This is a genomic window from Vibrio sp. 1F169 (assembly GCF_041439605.1).
Lineage (GTDB): Bacteria > Pseudomonadota > Gammaproteobacteria > Enterobacterales > Vibrionaceae > Vibrio > Vibrio tasmaniensis_A.
Genome location: NZ_JBGOOI010000007.1, coordinates 134,866 through 141,934, shown reverse-complemented (window position 1 = coordinate 141,934; position 7,069 = coordinate 134,866). Strand labels below are relative to the sequence as shown.

Here is a 7,069-nt window from a genome sequence, read left to right as displayed (position 1 = left end):
GGGTATGGGTATCGAGATACAGACTACTTCTTCTTGAAGATAAAAGCGGCTTTCCCCGGAAAGCCGCGATGAACCTAAAAAAAGGGTTTCGAGGTAACGGTTTTTACTTGAACCCGAATTGCCATTTGGATTATGTAAAACAGCGCGCCGTAGACATCATGCGTTTTGGTCACTTCAATAGCCTGTTCCTAGATGTTGATGCGACTGCGATGGCGCGTGAGGACTACAGCGATAATAGCAGTGAGACGGATATGCTTTCTGCCTTCAACAACCGAATGCAGTGGCTAAGCGAGCAACCATCGTTAGTATTAGGCTCTGAAGACGGCAACAGCCTAACAACAAAAGGCATCGCGTTTGCGCACGGCTTAGAAACGGTTGGTTTTGGTTGGACAGATAAAGACATGAAAGAGAATCGCCGATCTCCCTATTACTTAGGTCGTTGGTACCCAGACCATAAACCTGACTTTTTCTTCAAGTCAGCTAAGGTCAAAGAACCCTACAAGTCATTGCTGTTTTCGCCTCAATATCGAATTCCGCTTTACCAAGCCGTTTTCCATGATGAAGTAATCAATACGCACCATTGGCACTCAGACAGCCTTAAGTTCACTAATGTACAAGCAGAAAGAGACTTAACCGCCATGTTGTACAACACACCACCGATGGTTCACTTGACCAGAGATGAAGCTTTATCAAGTTCAAGTCCAAGGATCAAAGCACTCAAACACTATCAAGATGGCTTTGAACCGATGCACGAACAGTTATGGGATAAACAGTTAGTCGATTTCGACTGGTTAGACAAAAGCGGCGAAGTTCAACAAACCGAGTTCAGTGACGGGAGTAAGATCATTGCCAACTTCTCTAACAAGGCATTTCGTTACAACGGTATCGATATTGCTGCCCTATCGGTCAAAGCTATATTGGCGAATGGGCAAGTCGTCGACTGGCAGCCCAATCATAGTTAGCTTCGATACGGTTTAGACAAAACGAATAATAGGAAGCTTAAGCACTTAACCGCTAAGGTTTTCCCCGTTACTTTTGCTTCCTATTTTGAAAGGCAGTCAGTAGATAGTCGATAAAGACCTTTTTACGTTTCGGCATCAACTGCCTGTCTGCATACACTAGGCTTACTGAAACTTCTGGCATCTCATATTCAGGTAACAAACGAATCAGCTTACCTGTCTTGAAGTGTTCCCGACAAATGAATTCAGGAAGCACCGCCAAGCCGAGCCCATCCACACACGCTGTTAGGCATGCCGTGATGGTATTCACCCGTAACTGACACGGCAGATCGATCAAAATCGACTCACCGCCTTCTAATTGCAAATGCCACTTAGGTAGACGCGCCGCCTTGTTGACGACCTCAATCATTCTGAATGGCGGTTTAAGATCATCGGGTGAAGAAATTTCACCAAACTGTTCTAAATACTCAGGGCTAGCTACCAATACACGCTTTGATGTTGTGAGGTAGCGAGAAACCAAGCTCGAATCCACCAACTCACCAATTTGCGCGTAAAGGTCGATCCCCTCAGCGATTATATCGACTTCGCGGTTGGTTAATTCTAAATTCATCGTCACATTCGGGTGTTCTTTTAAGAAACTGTGAATGTATTGCGCTAATACTTGGTGGCCTAATTCTACGGGGAGCACCACATTTAAAGGGCCACGAATCAGGTCTTGATTTGCTGAAACTTCTAATTCTGCTTGGTTCATAATCTCTTGCATCTGCATGCTCGACTGATAAAAGCGCTCACCCTCTGGAGTTAAGACTAAACTTCGTGTCGAACGAGTGATCAACCTCACACCTAGGTGCTGCTCTAGCTCGTCAAGCTTTCGGCTGACGGTCGACTTGGTCATGTTCAATGCTTCAGCTGCGTGCGTGAAACTCCCACAATCAACAACTTGTGTAAAAACAGTCACAGCATTTAAGTCCATCGTACTTCTCCCAAAGCTATATTAGTAAGATTTTTGCAACAGTGTTTCCCTTTTTTCCTATCTTATCAATCAATCGAATTCATTTACAATTCGTTACATCTAAATAAAAACAAAATGAGAAATAAAAAATGACAGAGAACAATAACGCTTCGCAATCAGTAAGCACAAAAAAACGTAAAAAAGCTCCGCTTATTGCTACTGCGATCATGCTGTCATTAGGCTTAGCTGGCGCTGGATATTGGTATGGCTATGGCCAGTACTTCGAGTCAACCGACAATGCCTACCTGCAAGGCGACATCACTAATATAAGCCCGAAGGTGTCGGGTTATATTGTTAAGTCTTACGTGAGTGATAACCAATCGGTTAAACAAGGTGACTTGTTGGTTCAAATTGATGATCGTGATTACCAATCTGCACTTGCTCAGGCGAATGCGCATTTAAGCGTCGTTCAATCAAGCGTACACAACCTTATCGCTCAACAAACGTTACAACGTAGCCAAATAAATCAAGCTGAGAGCCGTGTTGATTCCGCACAAGCTGAATACGAGCGTGCAATCCAACAAGTCGTGCGTTCTCGTAGCTTATTAAAGCGTAACTATGCTTCGCAAGATGAAGTCGACAGCATGGTCGCACAACAAAAAGTCACCCAAGCAGAACTTGAAGAAGCAAAAGCAAACCTTGTCGCAAGTAATGATCAACTAATCGTGATTGCGAGTGAAATCGAACAAGCAAACGCATCCGTGACTGAAGCTCAAGCACAAAGAGATCAAGCACAACTTAACCTTGATTACACCAAGGTCTACGCGCCAGCGGATGGCGTGATTGGTAAACGTAGCGTCCGTGAAGGCTTGCTGATTCAAGCAGGCGCGCCATTGATGAGTTTGGTACCAAACAACCAAGTGTGGATTGAAGCTAACTTCAAAGAAACTCAATTAAGCGGTATTCATAAAGGCCAAACCGTAGAAGTCGAACTGGATGCCTTTCCGGGTCAACCACTTGAAGGCGTGGTAGACAGCTTCTCCCCTGCGACTGGCGCTAAGTTTGCGCTCCTACCACCAGAAAACGCGACCGGTAACTTCACTAAAATCGTTCAGCGTGTACCGGTGAAAATTACGATTCCAGATCAGCAAGAGTTGAAAGGTCGACTGCTCCCTGGTTTGTCTGTGGTAGCGACCATCGATAAACGAGGCTAGACCATGAGTAACACTGGTGTTGTCACCCAAACAAATGATGATGACGAGGTTTCGAGACGCCATTGGATCGCCCTTTTTGGCGGCTTAATCGGCGCGTTTATGGCGATCTTGGATATTCAGATCACCAACTCGTCTCTCAAAGACATTCAAGGTGCGCTGTCTGCCACCTTGGATGAAAGCTCGTGGATCTCTACGTCTTACCTAGTCGCAGAGATGATCGCTATCCCACTCAGTGGTTGGCTTTCTAAAGCGCTCGGTAAACGCCGTTATATCACGTGGACGACGGCCATCTTCACCATTTCATCTTTGTTGTGTTCGTTTTCTTGGAACATGACCTCGATGATTGTATTCCGCGCGATGCAAGGCTTCAGTGGTGGTGCTTTAATCCCGCTTGCTTTCTCGTTAGTGATTCAGTTATTACCTGTTAACAAACGTGCTGTGGGTATGGCACTGTTTGGCGTAACCGCGACCTTTGCTCCATCGATCGGCCCAACATTTGGTGGTTGGCTGACGGAGAACTTCTCGTGGCACTATATTTTCTATATCAATATTCCGCCGGCTTTGCTTGTGATCACCATGATCCGATATGGCTTGGATGATGAAAAGCTCGACCTTGGCACACTGAAAAAAGCCGACTGGTTTGGTATCGCGACCATGGCGTTAGGGCTAGGTTGTTTAGAAGTGGTGCTAGAAGAAGGTAACCGTGAAGAGTGGTTCAGTTCGAGCTTCATCATAGGCTTGAGTATTGTGTCTGCAGTGACTTTGGTTTACTTCGTGATAAACGAACTCCAACACAAAAAGCCATTGGTGAATTTGCGGCTATTGCGGGATGGGCAGTTTGCTATGTCTTGTATCGCCTATTTGATTCTAGGGATGGCATTGCTCGGCTCTATCTATGTACTGCCAATGTACCTCACTCAAATTCAGCAATACAATGCGATGGAGATTGGTGAAGTCTTGATGTGGATGGGTTTCCCACAGTTGTTGATATTCCCAATCGTTCCTAAGCTGACGCAAATCATTAAGCCTAAGTACTTAGTGACCTTTGGTTTCGCGATGTTTGGCTTCAGTTGTTACGTGAATACACATATGACGATTGATTTTGGTGGCCAACAGTTGATCTTGTCCATGGTTCTGCGCGCTATCGGTAGCCCGTTTATTATGGTTCCGCTGTCTTTGGTTGCGATGAAAAACATCAGCAAAATGGACACGCCTGACGCTTCAACCTTAACCAACGTAATGCGCAACCTAGGGGGCGCATTTAGTATCGCGATTATTGCTACGTTGCTAGATAACAAGACGCGCGAGCATTTGGCTCATATCAAAGAGTCGCTGCCTTCAGTTAGCCAATTGGGTTGGCAAACGCTCAAAGATCAACAAGCGTTCTTTATTCAATCTGGCAGTGATGCCGCAACGGCGATGCAACAAGCGCAAGCTAGCCTACTTGGCACAATGCAACGTGACGCCGCAATCATGGCTTACAACGATGTGTTCTTAATGATGACGGCGTTCTTGGCTTTAGCTGCAGTATTGATTCTAAATATGCGTGATTAGCGCTAGAGTTTTGTTTAATAAAGCTTCAAGAAAAGAACAACATTTCGAATAAAAAATCGAACAATTAAACTGAGAGGTAAGCTTATCGGCTTGCCTCTTTTTTATTTCTAAAACACGTATAGCCCAACGAAAATCAGGTAAAAGTAACCTGCGTTTGAAGTCTTTCATAAATGCTATCGAATACTCCTTAATTACCAATAGTTTATTGAGTGTTTGTCTGTGATATTGGCACCTTGACAATGTGCAACTTGACGCCTAAATTAAAAATAACATTTGGTATTGAGGAAAATGGATTTGACCTTACCACCTGACCTACGAGTTTTAATTGTCGACGACTCCAAGAGTGCAACTATTCTTATAAAGCAGCAACTCTCGAGCTTGGGCATTGCGCATGATTGCATCTTTATTGCGACCGACTATCGACAAGCAATTAAAGCGGTCGAGACTCACTCTTTTCATGTACTCCTCATCGATTACCACTTAGAGCAATTCTTCACGGGCTTTGAACTATTAGGAATTCTGTATCGAAATAGGCTCATCGACCATACGGTTGCGACAATTTTACTCTCCGGAGATATGCGGCAAGAAACGGTATTAACTGCCCTTTCAGGTGAGGCACACCATTTCGTTTCTAAACCGATTCATACTCAGAGGTTAGGTAAAAAGATCCAAAGTGCTGTGTCCATCTCGAAGAAGCTGACACAACTGAACGAGTTATATCCAATCACCAGTCAGGATAAATTGGCTCAAGCATTAGCGCTCTCGCCTAATGGCACTAGCGTTCAATTCGAAGCGACACTGATTGAACATTTAATTTCTGGTAAGAAATGGCAATTACTCTCTAGCGTCATTAGCCACTCGAAAACCAACATGCACCCGACGAAACTGGTTGCTGAAGCTCTGATTCTCGACAGTTTAGGCAAACAGGAGCTAGCCATAGATAAGCTCCACAACTTTCTGATCGCGCAGCCACTCTCATTGAGCGTCATTGATTGCTTAAGCTGTATCTACGAAAAACATAAGATGCTGCTTCCTGCTCTGAAATTAGCGATTCGTGCATTTGAGATGACACCAAGTATCAGCCATCGTGCAATCAGGGCGATTGACTTAGCTGAGAACGCAGACAACACACGTATGATCATAAAGTTAGGTGAGATGTATGCGACCCATATTTCAGCTGCTGACATTGATGTCATTCACTCCATTTGTGCGCACTTTAATTCGTTAAAAGCGACTTATCAGCGCGAGACGCAACTAAAGTACAAACGTATTTTGCTTGAGCACGCCAACCAATTCACCGAGTTAGTAAACCTGAAACTTCCGGTAAAACAACAGCAGCAGGTTTTAGCCAGCCTTGCCCTGTTTCAGAGCAGTATCTTGCTCATCGAAAATAGCCCTCAGGTTGCCCACAAAAAAGTGATTAGAGCTTCAACGCTGTTAGCGAATAATTTCCACAGCCAACCAACTTACTTGCTCGATCAACTATTACCACTGCTCGTCCATTTTGGGGAGTACTCTCTTTATCACTTAGCAGTGGAATGCCTAAAATCTCGTGGAGAAGCAGTAAACCACAAACTTGAGTCCAAAAATGTCGACCCTTCAACTTGTATAAACATTGATAACTTTGGGTCAATACAGGAATTAAAAGACTATATTCACAGTTACCCATATTCAGTTGCCGCCAAACTTGACTATATATATGCCGTTCATAAAGCTCATATAGATGAAAAACTTAGCGACGACTATTTAAGAGAAATTTTACAGTTAGAACTTCCTCCAAAATGGAATCAATGGATTAGTGATTCATTAAGATCTGGTTTTTCGAGTAAGCCGCCTAGCCCATTTTCAACATACAGCCAACAGGAGTCTATATGCTAGATATCGATGCCTTAAATGCCTACTTAGATAATGACAGAGAAATAATCTTCGCTGTATTGTCTGTGTATCAAGAAGACCATGGCAATTCATTAGAAGAGATACAAGAACTGGTACAGCAACAAGATTGGGGCAAGCTTCATTTTATCGTACATACATTAAAAGGCATATTAGCCAGCTTCGGCGAAGAAACAGCTACAGCGGCCTTAGAAAGAGTCGAGCAAAACACATCCAATAAACTAGCACCTCAAACGGATGACCTTTCGGTTATCTACAGCGAAGTAAAAATCATCAATCAACAAATCGATGATGTGCTCAGCACTTATTAGTCGATAGAACTAAGAGTTACGTGGTGAAACTTAGTAGCCAAAGGAGTTGAGGTATTTGGAAACATTGAACCTCGACTCTTGTCATTTTCCTTATCATTTTCTCTCTCAATGATATAGCTAATCCACGCCTATAAATTCATGGTATTTATCTAGATAAGCTCAAACATAGCAACACTTTATAGACCT

Annotated in this window: 6 protein-coding genes; 5 read left to right on the top strand and 1 reads right to left on the bottom strand. The window is 43.7% G+C overall.

Going from position 1 to position 7,069, the window contains the following annotated elements:
- The coding region (locus ACED53_RS05050; RefSeq protein ID WP_371692515.1) for a glycoside hydrolase at positions 1 to 962 on the top strand (962 nt) is incomplete at its 5' end.
- Positions 963 to 1,029: 67 nt separating this feature from the next.
- Here the strand turns inward: ACED53_RS05050 and ACED53_RS05045 are convergent.
- Positions 1,030 to 1,932, bottom strand: coding sequence for a LysR family transcriptional regulator (locus ACED53_RS05045; RefSeq protein WP_017099446.1), 903 nt, complete (start codon positions 1,930 to 1,932; stop codon positions 1,030 to 1,032).
- A 128-nt stretch (positions 1,933 to 2,060) separates the two neighbouring features.
- Between ACED53_RS05045 and ACED53_RS05040 the strand changes: the two genes are divergently transcribed.
- The 4 genes from ACED53_RS05040 (at position 2,061) to ACED53_RS05025 (ending at position 6,883) form a co-directional block, all read left to right on the top strand.
- Positions 2,061 to 3,125 (top strand): HlyD family secretion protein, encoded by a 1,065-nt coding sequence (locus ACED53_RS05040; protein WP_009844998.1) that lies wholly within the window; start codon positions 2,061 to 2,063, stop codon positions 3,123 to 3,125.
- A 3-nt stretch (positions 3,126 to 3,128) separates the two neighbouring features.
- Positions 3,129 to 4,679: a DHA2 family efflux MFS transporter permease subunit gene (locus ACED53_RS05035; protein WP_017099447.1), complete on the top strand. Its 1,551-nt coding sequence runs from the start codon at positions 3,129 to 3,131 to the stop codon at positions 4,677 to 4,679.
- Positions 4,680 to 4,967: 288 nt separating this feature from the next.
- Positions 4,968 to 6,557 carry a response regulator gene (locus ACED53_RS05030; RefSeq protein WP_017099448.1) on the top strand — a complete coding sequence of 530 codons (1,590 nt, stop codon included), beginning with the start codon at positions 4,968 to 4,970 and terminating at the stop codon, positions 6,555 to 6,557.
- Positions 6,551 to 6,883 (top strand): Hpt domain-containing protein, encoded by a 333-nt coding sequence (locus ACED53_RS05025; RefSeq protein ID WP_009844988.1) that lies wholly within the window; start codon positions 6,551 to 6,553, stop codon positions 6,881 to 6,883. Before ACED53_RS05030 ends, ACED53_RS05025 begins: the two co-directional genes overlap by 7 nt.
- Positions 6,884 to 7,069: the final 186 nt, after the last annotated feature.

Excerpts from the sequence above, each read along its gene's own strand:
- ACED53_RS05045 (WP_017099446.1), bottom strand. The coding sequence starts at position 1,932 with ATGGACTTAAATGCTGTGACTGTTTTTACACAAGTTGTTGATTGTGGG.
- ACED53_RS05040 (WP_009844998.1), top strand. The coding sequence starts at position 2,061 with ATGACAGAGAACAATAACGCTTCGCAATCAGTAAGCACAAAAAAACGT.
- ACED53_RS05035 (WP_017099447.1), top strand. The coding sequence starts at position 3,129 with ATGAGTAACACTGGTGTTGTCACCCAAACAAATGATGATGACGAGGTT.
- ACED53_RS05030 (WP_017099448.1), top strand. The coding sequence starts at position 4,968 with ATGGATTTGACCTTACCACCTGACCTACGAGTTTTAATTGTCGACGAC.
- ACED53_RS05025 (WP_009844988.1), top strand. The coding sequence starts at position 6,551 with ATGCTAGATATCGATGCCTTAAATGCCTACTTAGATAATGACAGAGAA.